11 protein-coding genes and 1 tRNA gene are annotated in these 16,617 nt (G+C 64.9%); 2 read left to right on the top strand and 10 right to left on the bottom strand.

What is annotated here, in order from left to right; genetic code table 11:
• Nucleotide 1: 1 nt before the first annotated feature.
• The 7 genes from CH292_RS18420 to CH292_RS18390 form a co-directional block, all read right to left on the bottom strand.
• Nucleotides 2-688 (bottom strand): hypothetical protein, encoded by a 687-nt coding sequence (locus tag CH292_RS18420; protein WP_094655418.1) that lies wholly within the window; start codon nucleotides 686-688, stop codon nucleotides 2-4.
• A complete protein-coding gene (locus tag CH292_RS18415) occupies nucleotides 681-1,145 on the bottom strand; it encodes a thioesterase family protein (protein WP_094655417.1) in 465 nt (154 codons plus the stop codon). Before CH292_RS18415 ends, CH292_RS18420 begins: the two co-directional genes overlap by 8 nt.
• Before the next feature lie 46 nt (nucleotides 1,146-1,191).
• Entirely contained in the window at nucleotides 1,192-6,060 is a 4,869-nt protein-coding gene (locus CH292_RS18410; RefSeq protein WP_094655416.1) for an NAD-glutamate dehydrogenase, read from the bottom strand.
• A 136-nt stretch (nucleotides 6,061-6,196) separates the two neighbouring features.
• The gene (ettA, locus tag CH292_RS18405; protein WP_019664769.1) at nucleotides 6,197-7,876 is read right to left on the bottom strand and encodes an energy-dependent translational throttle protein EttA; all 1,680 of its coding nucleotides are present in this window, start codon (nucleotides 7,874-7,876) and stop codon (nucleotides 6,197-6,199) included.
• 152 nt (nucleotides 7,877-8,028) lie between these two features.
• A complete protein-coding gene (gene ssb, locus CH292_RS18400; protein WP_019664771.1) occupies nucleotides 8,029-8,565 on the bottom strand; it encodes a single-stranded DNA-binding protein in 537 nt (178 codons plus the stop codon).
• 171 nt (nucleotides 8,566-8,736) lie between these two features.
• Nucleotides 8,737-9,360 carry a YigZ family protein gene (locus CH292_RS18395; RefSeq protein ID WP_037158226.1) on the bottom strand — a complete coding sequence of 208 codons (624 nt, stop codon included), beginning with the start codon at nucleotides 9,358-9,360 and terminating at the stop codon, nucleotides 8,737-8,739.
• Between the two features lie 52 nt (nucleotides 9,361-9,412).
• Nucleotides 9,413-11,176, bottom strand: coding sequence for an ABC transporter ATP-binding protein (locus tag CH292_RS18390; protein WP_094655415.1), 1,764 nt, complete (start codon nucleotides 11,174-11,176; stop codon nucleotides 9,413-9,415).
• 117 nt (nucleotides 11,177-11,293) lie between these two features.
• Between CH292_RS18390 and CH292_RS18385 the strand changes: the two genes are divergently transcribed.
• Nucleotides 11,294-11,722 carry a MarR family winged helix-turn-helix transcriptional regulator gene (locus CH292_RS18385; protein WP_020111695.1) on the top strand — a complete coding sequence of 143 codons (429 nt, stop codon included), beginning with the start codon at nucleotides 11,294-11,296 and terminating at the stop codon, nucleotides 11,720-11,722.
• Nucleotides 11,723-11,740: 18 nt separating this feature from the next.
• Here the strand turns inward: CH292_RS18385 and CH292_RS18380 are convergent, their stop codons facing one another.
• From CH292_RS18380 to CH292_RS18370, 3 genes are all read right to left on the bottom strand, one after another.
• The gene (locus CH292_RS18380; protein ID WP_094626404.1) at nucleotides 11,741-13,774 is read right to left on the bottom strand and encodes a cytochrome c oxidase assembly protein; all 2,034 of its coding nucleotides are present in this window, start codon (nucleotides 13,772-13,774) and stop codon (nucleotides 11,741-11,743) included.
• A gap of 92 nt (nucleotides 13,775-13,866) precedes the next feature.
• The gene (locus CH292_RS18375; RefSeq protein WP_179277998.1) at nucleotides 13,867-15,018 is read right to left on the bottom strand and encodes an XdhC family protein; all 1,152 of its coding nucleotides are present in this window, start codon (nucleotides 15,016-15,018) and stop codon (nucleotides 13,867-13,869) included.
• A 121-nt stretch (nucleotides 15,019-15,139) separates the two neighbouring features.
• A tRNA-Arg gene (locus CH292_RS18370) sits at nucleotides 15,140-15,212 on the bottom strand.
• 220 nt (nucleotides 15,213-15,432) lie between these two features.
• Between CH292_RS18370 and CH292_RS18365 the strand changes: the two genes are divergently transcribed.
• The gene (locus tag CH292_RS18365; protein WP_218830187.1) at nucleotides 15,433-16,551 is read left to right on the top strand and encodes a N(5)-(carboxyethyl)ornithine synthase; all 1,119 of its coding nucleotides are present in this window, start codon (nucleotides 15,433-15,435) and stop codon (nucleotides 16,549-16,551) included.
• Nucleotides 16,552-16,617: the final 66 nt, after the last annotated feature.

The following is a 16,617-nucleotide window of genomic DNA, read 5'->3' as shown; positions in this document are numbered from 1 at the left end:
TTCAGCGCTCCACCGTGAGGGAGAGCGCGTTCTCTCGGCGGCAGAAGACCGAGCCGTAGCGCGCGTCGAGGCGTAGCCACACCTTGGTGGCGCGCACGCGCACGATCTCGTTCGAGTCGATGCGCGCGAGGTCGACGTTGGCCTTGAGCGGGTCCTCCCCCGTGTGCGGCACGAAACCCATTGCCGTGAGGGCGAACACCGTTCTCATCGTGACCGACACTCCGCCCGCGGCACCGTCGACGTGCAGGACCTGCTGATCGAGCAGCGACACCGGCGGACCGTGGCTGCTCCCGTGCTCCTTCGCCAGCGCAGCACCGCGCTGAGCGAGGTCGATCAAGACCCGAGCAGGTACGTCGTCGACATGCTCGAATCCCTGGTCGGGAGGCAACGCGCCCTTCCATGCCGAATCCATCGAGAAGCCCGGGTCGACTCTGCCGTCGACGGCCGACCCGAGAGCCGCGATCAGCTGATCGGCTGCCGCCGAGGTGTCGTCCGGAACGATCGATCCGGCGACGACCCGCACGGCGAGCGCGTCGAAACCCGTCGATGCCCAGGCCGACAGCCGCCCGTCGGTACGCGTCCTCAAGCGCACCACCGCAGCTTCGTCGAGGCGCAGCGCCTTGCCGAGGAACGCAGTCAGATTCTCCCGTTCGACCGGGTCCGGAATGGTGAGTACACGCTCAAACACGCTGCCAGCTCTCGAGATACTCGCGCTCTTCAGCGGTGAGGCGTCGCAGCTTCTGAGTGTCGATGTCGAATGCTGCAATCTGAGTCGACGCGATGATGGCCGCCGGAGTGTCCAGCGACGCACCGCTGGCGCGCACCTCGTAACCGGCCACGAAATCCACGGCCCGCACCTTGTCGATCCACATGAAGACGTCCAGGGGGCCGTCCTCGTGTCGAAGCTGACCGCGGTACTTCACGTGCAGATCCGCGATGACCGCGCCGTGCCGCAGGTTCGCCGTCGGTCGTCCGTCGACGAGAAGCCACGGTATCCGCGCCTCCTCCAGCAACGTCACCATGCGGGCATGGTTGATGTGCTGGTACACGTCCATGTCCGACCAGCGAACATCCACGCTGGTATGAAAACCGATGCGTTCCTCCGGCTCTCGATGGTCGGACAGATGGTCGGCGGGCACACTCACAGCAGTCGTCCTTCTTTCGTCGATGGCACGCTACGGGCAGAAAATGCTACGGAACCATACTGCGCACCTGCCGCGCAGCGACGGACAGTGTAGCGAGGTCGAGGGTTCCCGAGTCCGAGATCTCGCGGAGCGCAGCGCGAGCACGTGCGAGGCGGGACGAGTTGGTCGATTCCCACTCCGCGATTTTCTCCGAGGCACTTTCGTGCGGTTCGCCGCCCAGGAGAACTTCTTTGGTGATCGCCCGCAGGGAGGAGTACAGGTCGTCGCGAAGCGCCAACCGCGCCAACGAATGCCAGCGATCCCCTCGGGCCAGTCCGGACACCGATGTCAGCAACCAGTCGATGCCGATGTGCGCGTCCACTGCGAAGTACAGCTCGGCGACTTCGGCGGGGTCGTGTTCGGTAATGTCCGCGACGTCGATGATGTCGAGCAGACTGTAGTTGTCCAGCAGTCGATACACCGCGGACGCGAGCTCCCTCGGAGCACCACGTTCGACGGCTGCCTGCACGCGGGCCTCGACGTCGCGTGCCTGATAGGTGTCGATGTACTCGCCGACGACGGCACTCAGGGATGCGACTTTGCCTGCGTACCGGCTGATCTCGGCGCCGACGGCAAGGGGTTGCGGTCGATTGGTCAACAACCACCGGGCGACGCGGTCGAGTACCCGTCGGGATTCGAGCAACAACTCGTCGGACGACGCCGTCGGAATGCCCGCCGTCCGGATGTCGTTCCACAGCTCGTCCAAATCGAAGATCGCCGTCGCAGCCGCGAACGCACGCACGGCGTCGGTGCCCGTTGCGCCTGCGTCCTCGGCGAGTCGGTAGACGAAGGTGATGCCGCCCCGATCGACGGTCTCGTTGGTCAGCGTGGTCGCCACCAACTGCCTACGCAGTGGGTGCGAGGTGATCTCGTTCGCGTAGGGCTCGCGAAGAACGTCCGGGAAGTACTTCGGCAGCCGCGAGGCGAACACGTCGCTGTCCGGCAGTTCGCTGGCCAACAGATCACTTTCCAGGCTCAGCTTCACGTGAGCCATCAAGGTCGCGAGCTCAGGGGAGGTAAGTCCGCGGCCCTCCGACTTCCGCGTGCGGATCTCCTGTTCGCTGGGCAACGCTTCGAGTTCGCGGTCGAGCCCTCGTCGTTCCTCCAGGTCCTCGATCACCCGTCGGTGCACGGTGAGCAACGACGGCGCGTCGAATCGAGAGGTCCCCAGCAGTTCGTTCTGCATGAAGTTGTCCCACAGCACCAGTCGGCCGACCTCGTCCGTCATCGACGCGAGGAGTTCGTCGCGTTCGACTCGGTCCAGCACACCGTCGGAGATAGCCGACTCGAGGAGGATCTTGATGTTGACCTCGTGATCGGAGCAGTCGACGCCCGCCGAGTTGTCCACGGCGTCGGTGTTGATCCGTCCGCCTGCGAGGTCGTACTCGATGCGTCCGAGCGCCGTCGCACCGAGGTTTCCGCCCTCGCCGACGACCGTGGCCCGAACCTCGTTGCCGTTCACCCTGACAGCGTCGTTCGATTTGTCGCCGACGTCGGAGTTCGATTCGGTGGACGCCTTGATGTAGGTACCGATTCCGCCGTTCCACAGCAGGTCCGCTGGAGCAGTGAGGATGGCACGAACCAGCTCCGGGGGCGACAACGACGTCACCTTGTCCCCCAGCCCCAACGCCGCGCGCGCCTCGGGGCTGATCGGAACGGATTTCACGGTCTTGTCCCACACTCCGCCGCCCCGCGAGATCAATGCCGAATCGTAGTCCGCCCAGGAGGAACGAGGGAGTCCGAACAGACGCTCACGTTCGGCGAACGACGCCGCCCTGTCCGGGTTCGGATCGAGGAAGATGTGCCGGTGGTCGAACGCCGCCAACAGCCCGATGTGGCGACTGAGCAGCATTCCGTTTCCGAACACGTCGCCGCTCATGTCGCCGACGCCGACGACGGTGAAGTCCTCGGTTTGAGTGTCGACGCCGATTTCACGGAAGTGCCGCTTGACGCTCTCCCACGCACCCTTCGCCGTGATTCCCATCGCCTTGTGGTCGTACCCTGCCGAGCCGCCGGACGCGAAAGCGTCGCCGAGCCAGAAGTCGTACTCGGCGGCAACGGAATTGGCAAGGTCGGAGAACGTCGCAGTTCCCTTGTCCGCGGCGACGACGAGGTAGGTGTCGTCGCGGTCTCGGCGTACGACGCGGTCGGGTGGGATCACCGATCCGCTTGCACGGTCGAGGTTGTCGGTGACGTCCAGTAGCCCGGCGATGAACAACCGGTAGCAGGATTTGCCCTCGTCCAGCGTCGCAGTCCGATCAGCGGCAGCATCCCCGGTGGTCGCGGGCGGACGCTTGACGACGAATCCGCCCTTCGCGCCCACCGGAACGATGACCGCATTCTTGACCATCTGAGCTTTGGCGAGTCCAAGGATTTCGGTGCGGAAATCCTCGCGACGGTCCGACCAGCGCAACCCGCCTCGGGCGACGGCTCCGAACCGAAGGTGAACACCTTCGACGCGAGGGGAATAGACGAAGATCTCGAATGTGGGCTTGGGCTTGGGCAGTTCCGCGATCTTCTGCGGATCGAACTTGATCGAGAGGAACTCGCGCCGAGTGCTGTGCGCATCCACCACGTAGAAGTTGGTGCGCAACGTCGCGCGGACCAGCTCGAAGATCGATCGCAGAATCCGGTCCGCGTCGAGGCTGATGACCTCGTCGATCAAGGACTGGAGCTCGTCGCTCAGTTCCTCGGAACGGGATTCCGACGCCCGCTCGGGGTCGAACTGCGCCTCGAAGAGCCCGACCAGGAGTCGTGCGGTCCGCGGGTGCGACAGCAGGACACCCTCGATGTTGAACTGACTGTACGGAAAATTGGCCTGGCGCAGATATTTCGCGTACGCCCGAAGGATCATCGCTTGACGCCAGTCGAGGGCCGCCCGCATGACCAGTTCGTTGAACCTGTCGGCCTCCGCCCGACCCTCCCACACGGCCGTGAAGGCATCGGTGAAGCGCAGCTGGACCCTCGATTCGCGATCGGTCGCACCGGCACCCTGCAACTCCGAATCGAGATCGCCGTCGATCGCCGCGTTCAACATCTCGCGCGATGCGGACACCCCGAAATCGTATATCCAACACTGCAATCCGTCGGGACGGACCACCGGATAAGGACGCTCGTCGTCGACCTCGACACCGAGGCTCTGCAGCACGGGCAGCACCTGGCTGAGCGATACTCCCCTGCCTCCGATGTAGAGACTGAACCGCCAGCTACCGACCTCGGAGTCGGCGTTTCGGTAGAGCTGCATGTCGATGGCGCCGTCGGACAGGGCTTCGAAACGAACGATGTCGAAGACTGCACGCTCGGGCCGGAAGTCCTGCTTGTAGGCCTCGGGCAACGCGTCCGCGTAGCGCGAGGCAACGACGGTATCCGCCGAGTCGATACGCGAGACCGCCTCCGACAGCGCGTCTTCCCAGGTTCGGATGGTCTCGGTGAGCAGAGCTTCGATCCGGTCGACGTTGTCCCGCGAGAGATCGAGCGCGGACGCCTGCTCGTCGTCCCGGCGGACCGTGACGTGCAGCAGTGCCAGGTCGGATTCCGTGACGCGGGCGGTGTAGTCGATACCGGACCCGGCCAACTCGTCGAGCAGGCACTTCTGCACCGCCAGTCGCACCCGTGTGGTGTAGCGATCACGCGGCAGGTACACCAGCGCGGACACGAACGATCCGCCCGCGTCTTCGCGCAGGAACACCTTCACCTTGCGCCGACGTCCCAGGGCAAGTACGGCCGTCGCCGTTTCGTACAGGGAATGCGCATCGGTGGCGAACAGCTCCGACCGCGGCATGGACTGGAGAACTTCCAGCATCGCCTGGCCCGAGAACGATTGCAGGTCGTACCCGGCGCGATCGACAGCGGAACGGACGCGCCGCTCGATCACCGGGATGTCGAGAACGTTCTCGTGCAACGCGGTCACGGTGAACACACCGACGAAGCGATGTTCCCCCAGCTCCGGATTCGACGGGTCGAACAGCGTCACGAAGTAGGGATAGACGGCACGGTGCACCGTCGCTGGGCTGGAACCCTGAACGAGGGTGACGATGTCGCTACGATCATCCAAAGAGCTTGTATCGGAAGCGATTCGGTGATCGTCCCGCAACACACCCAAACCACTGTCCGCGACCGGTACCGCGGTCAGGGATCCGTCGGAGGATTTCTCGGCCGAGTAGCGACGGTAACCGAGCAACGTGTAGTGACCGTCGGCGAGCCAACGCAGCAGGCCGGCGGCATCTCGCTGCTGAACAGCGGAAGAGTCCGTGGAATCGGCGGCGGCGGCCTCGAATGCGTCCGCGATCTCGCTCTGCACGCGGCGCATCCCGTCGGTGTCCGCGATGACCTCGCGGACATCGGTCAAGACCGCGGCCACAGCGCCTTCCACCGTGTCCGCGACGTCGTCGGGCACCGCGGGATTGAGTTGCAGATGCATCCAGGATTCGCGGATCGTCCCGTCCGAACCGGGCCCGTTGCTCGATCCGGCGGACAGCAACCTGTCGTCGCCGTCGCGTGTGACGTCGAGGATGGGATGGACGACGTCGCTGACCTCGACTCCGATCCGAGACAGCTGCGACACCACGGACTCGACGAGCAGCGGCATGTCGTCGGTGACGATCTGCAGTGCGAGCCCTACCGCACCCGACGTCCCGTCGGAGTTGTCGGCACCGGGGCGATACAGGCGGATGTTCGCGGTCCCCGCGGTACGCCGCGCAGCGAGTAGCACGTGACGCCGGAACATCGTTCGTTCGGCCTGCTCGATCGATCCGTCCTGATCGGCCGAGTCGACGTGCGCGAAGTACGCCGCCTTCACCTGCGACAGGGATGTGACCAACTCCCCCGGCAGTTCGCTCGTCCAGTCGATGTCCGTCGTACCCGCCGAGTTCGGCATGTGTTGAACCACTCCCTTGTGAGGACCTTCTTCGTCGTAACGACGAGCCTATAGGGGAAGGCGTCACTCGATGGGCGTGTGGTCCGGCCTGTTTCGCGTACTCGTCGGTAGGCGAAACAGGCCGGACAGCTCGCGGCTAGTCGCGGGTCAGCTTGCGGTGCGTCACCCGGTGCGGGCGAGCGGCATCGGGTCCGAGGCGCTCGACCTTGTTGGCCTCGTATCCCTCGAAGTTGCCCTCGTACCAGTACCACGCGGCTTCGTTGTCACCGAACCCGCCTTCCCACGCGAGGATGTGGGTACACGTCCGGTCGAGGAACCACCGGTCGTGCGAGATGACCACCGCGCAGCCCGGGAACTCTTCGAGCGCGTTCTCGAGCGAACCGAGAGTCTCGACGTCCAGGTCGTTGGTCGGCTCGTCGAGCAGAATCAGGTTTCCGCCCTGCTTGAGCGTCATCGCCAAGTTGAGACGGTTGCGCTCACCACCGGACAGCACGCCCGACGGCTTCTGCTGATCGTGGCCCTTGAACCCGAACGAGCTGATGTAGGCGCGCGACGGAAACTCGGAGTTGCCGACGGTGATGAAGTCGAGGCCGTCGGAGACCGTCTCCCAGACCGTCTTCTTGGGGTCGATACCGGATCGGTTCTGGTCGACGTAGCTGAGCTTGACCGTCTGCCCGATCTTGACCTCGCCGCCGTCCGGCTCCTCGAGTCCGACGATCGTCTTGAACAGCGTCGTCTTACCGACACCGTTGGGGCCGATGACGCCGACGATGCCGTTACGCGGGAGCGTGAAGGACAGGTCCTTGATCAGCACGCGACCGTCGAAGCCCTTGTCGAGATTCTTGACCTCGACGACGACGTCGCCCAGACGCGGCGGGTTGGGGATCTGAATTTCGTCGAAGTCGAGCTTGCGAGTCTTCTCGGCCTCCGCGACCATCTCGTCGTAGCGCGCGAGACGGGACTTGCTCTTGGCCTGACGCGCCTTGGCGCCGGAGCGCACCCAGGCGAGCTCGTCCTTGAGTCGCTTCTGGAGCTTCTGGTCCTTCTTGCCCGCGACTTCGAGGCGCTCTGCCTTCTTCTCCAGGTACGTCGAGTAGTTGCCCTCGTACGGGTAGAGGTGGCCGCGGTCGACCTCGGCGATCCACTGGGCGACGTGGTCGAGGAAGTACCGGTCGTGAGTGACGGCGAGGATGGCGCCGGCGTAGGCAGCGAGATGCTGCTCGAGCCACAGCACCGATTCTGCGTCGAGGTGGTTGGTCGGCTCGTCGAGCAGCAGCAGGTCCGGCTTGCTCAGGAGCAGACGGCACAGAGCGACACGACGCTTCTCACCTCCGGAGAGGTTGGTGACGGGCGATTCCGGCGGCGGGCAACGCAGTGCGTCCATCGCCTGCTCGAGCTGCGAGTCGATCTCCCATGCGTCCGCGTGGTCGAGCTTCTCCTGGAGCTCACCCATCTCCTCCATGAGCTCGTCGGAGTAGTCGGTTGCCATGAGCTCGGCGATCTCGTTGTACCGCTTGAGCTGGACCATCACGTCGCCGAGTCCGTCTTCGACGTTCTCTCGAACGGTCTTGGCGTCGTCGAGCTCCGGCTCCTGCATGAGGATGCCGACCGACGCGCCTGGCGCGAGGAATGCCTCACCGTTTCCTGGCTGGTCGATCCCGGCCATGATCTTCAGGATGCTGGACTTGCCGGCGCCGTTGGGGCCGACGACGCCGATCTTCGCTCCCGGATAGAAGCTCATCGTGACGTCATCGAGGATGACCTTGTCGCCGTGCGCCTTGCGCACCTTCTTCATGGTGTAGATGAATTCCGCCATGTGGGCCAGCTTATCGGTCCGAGGGCTCACCGACACCATCGCCGTCGCGGACCGACTCGCGCGACCGACGACGGCCGTATCCAGCCGCGATGCAGGTCCGGACCCGATCGACCCTCGAATCGAGTCCGGACACGCGCATCGCAGGAAGGCCCCTACGAGACAGCGGCGGCGGTCCGCTCGCCTCCGGATGCGTCCGACGAGTCGAAGTCGGGCTCGTCGTCCATCTCACGTCCGTCCGCTTCCTCGGTGTCGCTGCTGTCTCGGAGGTCGCCGGGATCTCCGGATTCCGTGGCCCCGCTCTGTTCGTCCGACTCGCCACCGATCACGGTCCTGGCTCGTTCGACCTTGACGATGCACCGGGCGAGGTCGGGTCCGATTGCGCTCGCCGTCATTTCGACCGCGGACCGTTCGATTCCTTCCCTCGTCGTGTATTCGTTCGTTCTGAGTTGGCCGTACGCGATGACCGGATCGCCCTTCATGAGCGATCCTCCGACGCCTTTGACCAGCCTGCGCCAGCAGGTCACCGTCAGGAACAGCGTCCCGCCGTCGGTCCATTCGCCCGTCGCGCGATCCTGACGGCGCGCGTTGCTCGCCATCCGGAAGCTCAGTACTTCGTCGCCGGATGCGGTCGATCGTTTGACCGGGTTGGTGATCACGGTCCCCACCACCGCACATTGTGCCTCGTACATGTTCGTCCCCCTTGCTTCGGTGTTCGGCCGAGCACCACTCGACCCACGTCGAACTGTGCCGCGAAAATCGACCCTGCGGTGCCCCGAAACGAAATCTGTGGATGGGGCCTGTACCTGTGGACAACCGACTCTCGAACGCCGGTTCACGGTGAGGGGTGTCGGGGTGCCGTGTTATACGGCTGCGTCGACGTAGTCGGTGCCCAGTCGTACCGGTTCGGCACTGCCCGCGGTGGAACCCGCGAGGGCACTTTCGATCATGGCGTACTCCGCTGCCGCGAGCGTCAACACCGCCGTGGAGAGATAGTCGACGGACACGATGTCGATCCCTCGCGCACGCAGGTCGGCTTCGATCCTGCCGACGTCGGCGTGATCGAGTTCCACTCTCACACGGCGTCTTTGGACCCTGCGACGCACCGTGGCCGTCGCCAGAGCTTCGACGACCGCCCCGGCGTACGCGCGCGCCAGCCCTCCGGTGCCGAGTTTCGTTCCGCCGTAGATTCTGCTGACGACGGCGACCACATTGGTGAGTTCGCGTCCGGTCAACACCTCGAGGATCGGTGTTCCGGCGGTACCACTGGGCTCACCGTCGTCGCTGGCCCGCGTGATTCGGCTACCGGGGAGGTCGCCGACGACGAATGCCGAACAGTGATGCCTCGCAGCGCTGTTCGATTGTCGAGCGGCCGCGATCACGGCTCGTGCGCGGTCCTCCGTGTCCGCCCGCGCCACGACTGCGAGAAATCGCGACTTCTTCACCTCGATCTCGGCGGTAGTTCGATCGACGACGGTCAAGAACATCGTCGATCTCCTCTCGCCGGTGTCGCGAGGGTAGCTCCTCGGCACGAGAAGTTCACGCCGCGACCGATTCCGAGACGTCGTTGTGCGCGGAGTCGCCGGATGCGTGTACCAGGTCGGCGTATCGACCACCCTTGTCGACGAGCTCGGTGTGGTTACCGATCTCGACGACGCGTCCGCCGTCGAGGACGGCAATGCGGTCGGCGGCCCGGACCGTCGAGAGCCGGTGGGCGACGATGATGGTCGTGCGCCCCACCATCAGCTCGTCGAGGGCGGTTTGCACGGCGCGCTCGGTCGAGTTGTCCAGCGCACTGGTCGCCTCGTCGAGTATCAAAATCGGCGGGTTTCGCAGTACCGTGCGCGCGATCGCGAGACGCTGCTTCTCGCCGCCTGAGAATCGGTAGCCGCGTTCCCCGACCACGGTGTCGTATCCGTCGTCGAGGCCCACGACGAAATCGTGAATCTGCGCGATCCGTGCGGCGCGCTCGATCTCGGCGTCGGTTGCGTCGGGTTTCGCGAACCGCAGGTTGTCGCGAATGCTGGCGTGGAACAGGTACGTCTCCTGCGACACGACGCCGACCAGGTCTGCGACGACAGCTGTCGGCAGGTCTCGGATGTCGATGCCGTCGATGGTGATTCGGCCGTGGGTGGGGTCGTGCAGCCGCGCGGCGAGATATCCGAGCGTGGTCTTGCCGGACCCCGTCGATCCGACGAGCGCCAGGGTGCTGCCCGCGGGGACGTCGATGTCGATGTCGGACAACGCGGGCCGTGAGGCGTCGGCGTAGGAGAATTCGACGTGTTCGAACCGTACGTGCCCCCACACGTCCTCTCGGGCGAGCAGGGTCGGAGCGATCGGTTCGTCTATGTCGACCGGCAGGTCCAGGTACTCGAAGACGCGCCCGAACAGTGCCAGGGAACTCTGTACTTCCACGCCGGTGCTCAGCAGCTGCATCGTCGGCCTGAACAGCTGAGTTTGCAGGGTCGTGAAGGCGACGAGTGTGCCGACGGTGAGCGCACTGCCGTTCCCGATGGTGATTCCAGCGAACCAGTAGACGAGCGCGGGCATGATGGCGAAGCTGATCTGCATGCTTGCCATGCGCCACTTACCGGCCATCATGGCTTTGAGTTCGACGTCGGCGACTTCGTCGGAGCGCGCTGCGAATTGCTGCGTGAGAACGCCCGACGACCCGGTCGTCTTGCCGAGCAGGATGCCGCTGACGGACAGCGATTCCTCGATCTGAACCGACAGCTCGCTCAGCAGCTTCTGCCGGGTCGTCGAGATCTTTCGTCTCTCGTTGCCGATCTTTCGAGCGATGCGGACGAACACCGGCAGGATGATCAGCGAGAACAGCGCCAGCCGCCAGTCGAGCAGGAACAGAGCCACGACGGTCGCTGCAACCGTCGTGGCGTTCTGAGCGATCGACGTGGCGGTATTGGTGACGACGGATTGCATTCCGCCGATGTCGTTGGCGATTCTGGACTGCACCTCGCCGGTGCGGGTGCGCGCGAAGAAGCCGAGAGATTGACGTTGCAGGTGACCGTAGACGGCGACACGAAGGTCGTGCATCAGCGTCTGACCGACGCTGTTGGACATCCAGGTCTGGACTACGCCGAGAGTGTTGGTGACGACGGCGACTGCGATCATGCCCAGCGCGATCAGCGTGACGAGCGTGACGTCGCGATCAGGGATGGCGTGGTCGAGCAGTTCACGAAGGAGCAGTGGTGAAGCGAGCGCGACGACGGCACTGACGACGATGATCGAGGTGACGAGTGCGATGCGTGCGCGGTAGGGACGGAACAGCGCCAGAACCCTACCCACGGGGGCCGGGTCGGCGACTTTCGATTGATTGCGTACCAAGAAGACCTCCTGGGTCGACGAACATAAACGAGAGGTTACCTCACTATGAGGTTGCGATCAAGCGGCTATGCTGTCGGCATGCACACGGGAGACACCCCGAACCTGGCCGATTCCTTCATGGCCGTCGCGCGGCGGATCCGCCATACCCACATGAGCGCGCTCGAACCGTTCGGACTCAACCCGTCACAGAGCCGTGCGCTGCACGTGCTGGCACGAGAAGGGCGCCCGATGCGACTGCGCGCCTTGGCGGATCACCTGCGCATCGTGGCCCGGTCGGCCACCGACATCGTCGACTCACTCGAAACCGCCGAGCTGGTGGCGAGGGAGAACGACCCGGCCGATCGACGGGCTGTCCTCGTCTCGCTCACCGACACCGGCCGGGTCCGACTACGTGACATCGACGCGGCCCGCGCGAAGGTGGCCGTCGAGTTGTTCGACACCCTCGACCCGTCGGAGCGCCACGATCTTCAGCGCATTCTCGCCAAGATCACCGCGGATCCGCTCTGACCTGTCGGAGGAATGCAGTTACCGCCCGTTGTCCCGATCGCGTCGTGCCAGCTCGGCGAACATTGCGTTGTGTGCAGCCAGGTCTGCGTCGTGGTCGCGGTCCGCGGCGCGGTCCGAGCGCTTGGCGTTGCGATCGTCACTGCGCGACCACTGAATGAGCAGGGCCAACATAACCAGGACGAGTGGAATCTCGCCCGTGGCCCAGGCGATACCACCGCCCAACTTCTGGTCGCCCATGAGATCGCCGTTCCAGTCCAAGCCGAGCGTGCGGTAGTACCAGCCACCCATGACGGTGTTCATGCTCATCAACGCGACGCCGAAGAAGGCGTGGAAGGGAAGCGATCCGAAGACCATGGCCAGTTTGGTGATGGGTTCGATGTGCCGCGGCGACGGGTCGACACCGATCACGACCCAGTAGAAGAGGTAACCGCTGAGAATGAAGTGCGCGTTCATCAGCAGGTGCGCCGAATGGTTGTCCAGCACGGCACCGAAGATGCCACCGAGATACAGCACGTAGAAGCCGCCGACGAACAGAACCGCCGCGACGACGGGGTGCGTCAGGAATCGCGAGACCGGGCTGTGCAGCGCCTGCAGAAGCCACTCACGCGGACCGGGAATCCCGTCCTTGCCCGCTACCGGCAATGCACGCAGGGCGAGCGTGAGGGCGCCGCCGAGTGCGAGCAGAACGGGCACCAGCATCGACAACGCCATGTGTGCGCCCATGTGCACGCTGAAGGTCGCCGGCGAGTACTTGCCGACGCCGGAGGACGTGGCCACGAGCATCGTCGCGCACCCGAGGAGGAACGAGATCGTCCGCCCGACAGGCCATGCGTCGCCTCGTCGACGGAGACGCCGAACACCGAGCAGGTACACGACGGCCAGTACGATCGAGGCCGTTCCGAAGATGAGGTCGAACCGCCAATCGAACATCAGCCGGGCGAAGGTGGGCGGATCCGGGAGGTCGTACCCGAGAGCTGCTTCGGACAACGAGAGATCGGGGTCGACGTCCGACGGCGGCGGAGTCCGACCCAGGCCGACCGCGAGGCCGATCGTGGCCGCGAGAACGAGAACTTCTCCCCCGGCGAACCTGATCAGCGCACCTCGGGACGACGGGTCGGATGCGAGAGCAGGTAGTGACCTGCGCCGCTGGATCCACCCGAAGAATCCCAGCGTGACGAGGGCGAGAACCTTGGCCAGAATCAACCGACCGTAGAGCGTCGTGAACAGGTCCGCGACGGACACACGAACCAGAGCGTTGATCACACCGGAGGCTGCCATCACGACGAAGCAGACGGTTGCCACGGCCGAGAACCGCCTGGCCGCGACGTCGGTGTGTGCGCCCCGGCGTCGGGCGTGAGCAAGAACGGCGAAGAGGCCGCCCGCCCACAGCGTCGCACCGACGAGATGCAGGATCAGACTGTTGGTGGCGACGTCGTGCGAACCTCCCGACGAGGAGTGCCCGGTCAGCGCGATGGGCATCAACGTACCGAGCGCGAAGAGCAGAAGCAGCGGCGTCCACGACCACCGCAGTACCGCCCGCGAGACGATCGCGAGCACCACGGCCAGAATCGCCGTCCAACGCCAGGCTCCGGCGATTTCCACCTGATCGAGGGCAACCCACAGGTTGCTGGGTTGGATTGCGACGGTGAACGGCTGACCCGACGTGTCCGACAAGGTCAGCGGGACGAGTACCAGTGCGCACGCAGCCCACACGATCGCCGCAGCCGATCCGGTGCGTACGGCGCGGTATCCGCCGACATCGAGCACTCCGGACTTCTGCGGCGGCACCAGGAATGCTGCGAGCAGGAAGGAACCGATGGCGATGGACGCCGCTATCTCGCCGATGGCACGGATGGCGGGAAGCCCGTACGTGGTGGCCGGACCGGGATCGGGAATACCGAGGAGAACGAGCGCGTCCGACGCGGACAGACTGATGACGAGCGCTGCAACGACAGCACCGATCAATCCTGCCGTCACGAACACGGAGGTCGATGCGGTCCCCGGAGACTCGGCCGGTGGTGTCTCGACGGTCTCGACGTCTGGTGCTGCCATGACAACCAGAGTAAGAGGTGTCGAGTGCTCCCGTAGCCGGCGCCCTGCCGGATTCGAGCCTGGTGAAGGCGCGAGCGCCGGAAAGTCCTACGCTACGTCGTAGATCGTGTGACCTCGCCCACCGGAAGATCGTGATGAATCCGTCCGCTTCCACCGGCGAGAGGGGCGCCACTGCCGCCCCACCGCTTGGCAACGATTTCGGCTGCGATGGAGACCGCCGTCTCCTGGGGAGTACGCGCCCCCAGGTCGAGCCCGATCGGACTGGACAACCGGGCCAGTTCGGCCTCGGTCAGTCCCGCGTCACGCAACCTGGCGACGCGGTCGTCGTGGGTACGACGGGACCCCATCGCTCCGACGAACGCGAACTGTGGCCGACGTAACGCGACCTCGAGCAACGGCACGTCGAATTTGGCATCGTGGGTCAACACACACACGATGGTGCGTTCGTCGACTCTTCCAGCGGCAATCTGGTCGGCGAGATACCGATGCGGCCACTCGACGACGACCTCAGCCGCCGCTGGAAATCGCTGCGCCGTGGCGAACCGTGCCCGTGCGTCGCACACCGTCACTCGATATCCCAGAAACGCGCCCTGCTGGGCGACGGCAGCCGCGAAGTCGATGGCACCGAACACGAGCATTCTCGGCCGCGGGGCGTAGCTCGACACGAAGACCTCCATGCCGACGCCGAGACGTTCCCCCTCCGGTCCGTACGTCAGCGTCTCCGTGCGCCCGGACGCCAGAAGTCCACGCACGTCGTCGATCACGGCTGCATCGAGTCGGTCGGTTCCGAACGTGCTCGACGATGCGTTCTCCTCGATCACCAGGTGCCGTCCGAGGCGAGCCGGATCCGGATGACCGACAATGGTTGCGACTGCGATCGGCCGCTCGGCAGCGATCGCGTCGGCGACGGCTCCCAGTTCGGGGAACGTCGTCCGCGAGATGGGCTCGATGAACACATCCAGGGTGCCGCCACAGGTCAACCCCACCGCGAACGCGTCGTCGTCGCTGACACCGTATCGCTCGAGGACCGGTGCGTCCGATGCGATCACAGCCGTCGCGGCCTCGTACACCGCGCCTTCGACGCATCCACCCGACACCGAGCCGCTGACTGTTCCGTCCGGTCCGACGACCATCGACGCCCCCGCTGGTCGCGGAGCGGAATCGAACGTGCGAACCACGGTCCCGACGCCTGCGGTGACCCCGGCACGCCAGAGCGCGATCACCTCGTCGAGGACATCTCTCATCGACAGAATCCTCTCGTCCGAGCACGGACCCGGGCGCTCGCGATGTAGAAGCGCCACGGTGTTCGTGTTCCACCGACTATGCCCGTTGCAGCGGGCGACGAATCGTCGATCGTGTTCTCGGTGCCCCCGGCAGGATTCGAACCTGCGACCAAGGGATTAGAAGGCCCTTGCTCTATCCCCTGAGCTACGGAGGCGTGGCCCGGACGGGTCCGAGCACGGTGAATCAGTCTACCTGCTCGGTCGGCGGGTCGACGAAGGGCAACGGGTACGACCGGAAATCCGATCCGAAATCCGGTGCGAGCCCGGTCGATCCTGCGCCTACGGGCAGCATCACGTGCGAATGCGCACTGCCGAACGTGTGGTTGACTGAGCACAACCGAAGGGGCCACCGTGCACCAGCTCACCCTCGGCGTCATGTCTCGGTCGTCGAAGCCGAACGAACGTCGCCTCCCGATTCATCCGCATCATCTCGAACGCATTCCCGACGAGCTACGACGCCGCATGTTCTTCGAGGCGGGGTATGGACTTCCGTTCGGGATCTCCGACGACCACATCGCCGCGTCGACCGGAGGCATCCGTTCGCGCACGGAGCTGATCGCCGAGTGCGATGTCGTTCTGTTGCCGAAACCGCAAGCGTCGGACCTGGAGTCGCTTCGCCCAGGTCAGATCCTGTGGGGTTGGCCGCATTGCGTCCAGGATGTCGAGCTCACTCAGGTGGCCATCGACCGCAAGCTGACGCTCGTGGCCTTCGAAGCGATGAATCATTGGTCCGCGGAGGGCTCGTTCAATCTCCACGTGTTCCACAAGAACAACGAGTTGGCCGGTTACTGTTCGGTGCTGCACGCGTTGCAGTTGATCGGGTCGACCGGAGACTACGGGCGCCGGTTACGCGCGGCGGTGATCGGCTTCGGTGCGACGGCGCGGGGTGCGGTGACAGCTCTGAACGCCCATGGCGTGCACGAGGTCGACGTACTCACTCAGCGCGGTGTCACTGCTGTCGGTTCGCCCATTCACTCGGCACGCATCGTCAATTTCGATCTCGACGGCGAACACCCACGGCGCAGCCGTGCATTGACCGACGAAGGCCGAATTCCGTTGTCGCAGTTCCTCGGCGACCACGACATCATCGTCAACTGCGTACTGCAGAACACGAATGCCCCGCTGACGTTCCTGCGCACGGAGGATCTCGACTCGATCGATCCGGGCACGTTGATAGTCGATGTCTCGTGCGACGAAGGAATGGGGTTCGAGTGGGCCCGCCCCACGTCCTTCGACGCTCCCATGTTCACTGTCGGCGACAACGTTCGGTACTACGCGGTCGACCACAGCCCGTCTTACCTGTGGGACTCGGCGACCTGGGAGATCAGTGAGTCGCTGCTGCCGTACATCGGCACCGTCCTGGGCGGACCGACCAGCTGGGACGCCGACGCGACCATTCGTCGATCCATCGAGATCCGCGACGGCGCGCTGGTCAACCCGGACATTCTCGCCTTCCAACACCGAAGCGCCGAGTACCCCCACCTGGTGGCCTGAGCCAGGCGCACGTTGGCGGTGCCGGACCGAGAAATCGGCACCGCCCTGGCGATCGACCCCGCGCAC

The organism is Rhodococcus sp. 14-2470-1a, from assembly GCF_002259425.1.
In the GTDB taxonomy this organism is placed as follows: domain Bacteria; phylum Actinomycetota; class Actinomycetes; order Mycobacteriales; family Mycobacteriaceae; genus Rhodococcoides; species Rhodococcoides fascians_E.
The sequence above is the reverse complement of the archived record's forward strand: the minus strand, read 5'-3'. Positions and strand labels throughout refer to the sequence as shown.

What these genes read in the sequence shown, in the direction of transcription:
- CH292_RS18410 (WP_094655416.1), bottom strand. Translation starts at nt 6,060, where the DNA reads ATGCCGAACTCGGCGGGTACGACGGACATCGACTGGACGAGCGAACTG.
- ettA (WP_019664769.1), bottom strand. Translation starts at nt 7,876, where the DNA reads ATGGCGGAATTCATCTACACCATGAAGAAGGTGCGCAAGGCGCACGGC.
- ssb (WP_019664771.1), bottom strand. Translation starts at nt 8,565, where the DNA reads ATGTACGAGGCACAATGTGCGGTGGTGGGGACCGTGATCACCAACCCG.
- CH292_RS18395 (WP_037158226.1), bottom strand. Translation starts at nt 9,360, where the DNA reads ATGTTCTTGACCGTCGTCGATCGAACTACCGCCGAGATCGAGGTGAAG.
- CH292_RS18385 (WP_020111695.1), top strand. Translation starts at nt 11,294, where the DNA reads ATGCACACGGGAGACACCCCGAACCTGGCCGATTCCTTCATGGCCGTC.
- CH292_RS18380 (WP_094626404.1), bottom strand. Translation starts at nt 13,774, where the DNA reads ATGGCAGCACCAGACGTCGAGACCGTCGAGACACCACCGGCCGAGTCT.
- CH292_RS18375 (WP_179277998.1), bottom strand. Translation starts at nt 15,018, where the DNA reads ATGAGAGATGTCCTCGACGAGGTGATCGCGCTCTGGCGTGCCGGGGTC.
- CH292_RS18365 (WP_218830187.1), top strand. Translation starts at nt 15,433, where the DNA reads ATGTCTCGGTCGTCGAAGCCGAACGAACGTCGCCTCCCGATTCATCCG.